The 451-nt window shown below is 49.2% G+C and carries 2 protein-coding genes; both read left to right on the plus strand.

The annotated features are described in order from the left end of the window. A partial coding sequence (locus RM844_RS32735) for a hypothetical protein (protein WP_311671072.1) occupies positions 1-197 on the plus strand: 197 nt, incomplete at its 5' end. Between the two features lie 73 nt (positions 198-270). Further along, positions 271-451: hypothetical protein (locus RM844_RS32740; RefSeq protein ID WP_311671073.1), on the plus strand; the 181-nt coding region annotated here is incomplete at its 3' end.

Below are 451 nucleotides of genomic sequence, written 5' to 3' on the forward strand. Positions count from 1 at the left end.
GTGTGATCGACGCCAATTTCGGCCAGGTATTCAGAGGCGACGGAAAGGGTAATTTCCAATATGTGAAACAACCTGAATCGGGGTTGTCGGTGACAGGAGACGTGAAGTCGATGAATGTTATCTCCGTAAACGGACGGCAATACTTATTGATGGGGATTAACAATGTTGGAGTAGATTGCTACGAGCTCAAGCGATGAGAGGATAAGAAGAATTATCATCAGTATTTCCGTTGGCGTTCTGCTATGTGCGGCGTCAAAGGGACTTTGTCAGGTGACCCGCGGAGACAAAACTGTGACGCAACCGACTTCGCCAGGCAATGCCTTGCTGCAACAACAATTGCAGCTTCTGACGGACGACGTGTTCAGTCTTTCAGAGGTAATGCTGCACGACGTGGCCAATCCTCCCGCAGCAAGTCGCTTCTATGCCTATTCATTGCTGGGTGCTTATGAAG

The sequence above is a fragment of the Streptomyces chisholmiae genome (genome assembly GCF_031845445.1).
GTDB lineage: Bacteria > Actinomycetota > Actinomycetes > Streptomycetales > Streptomycetaceae > Streptomyces > Streptomyces chisholmiae.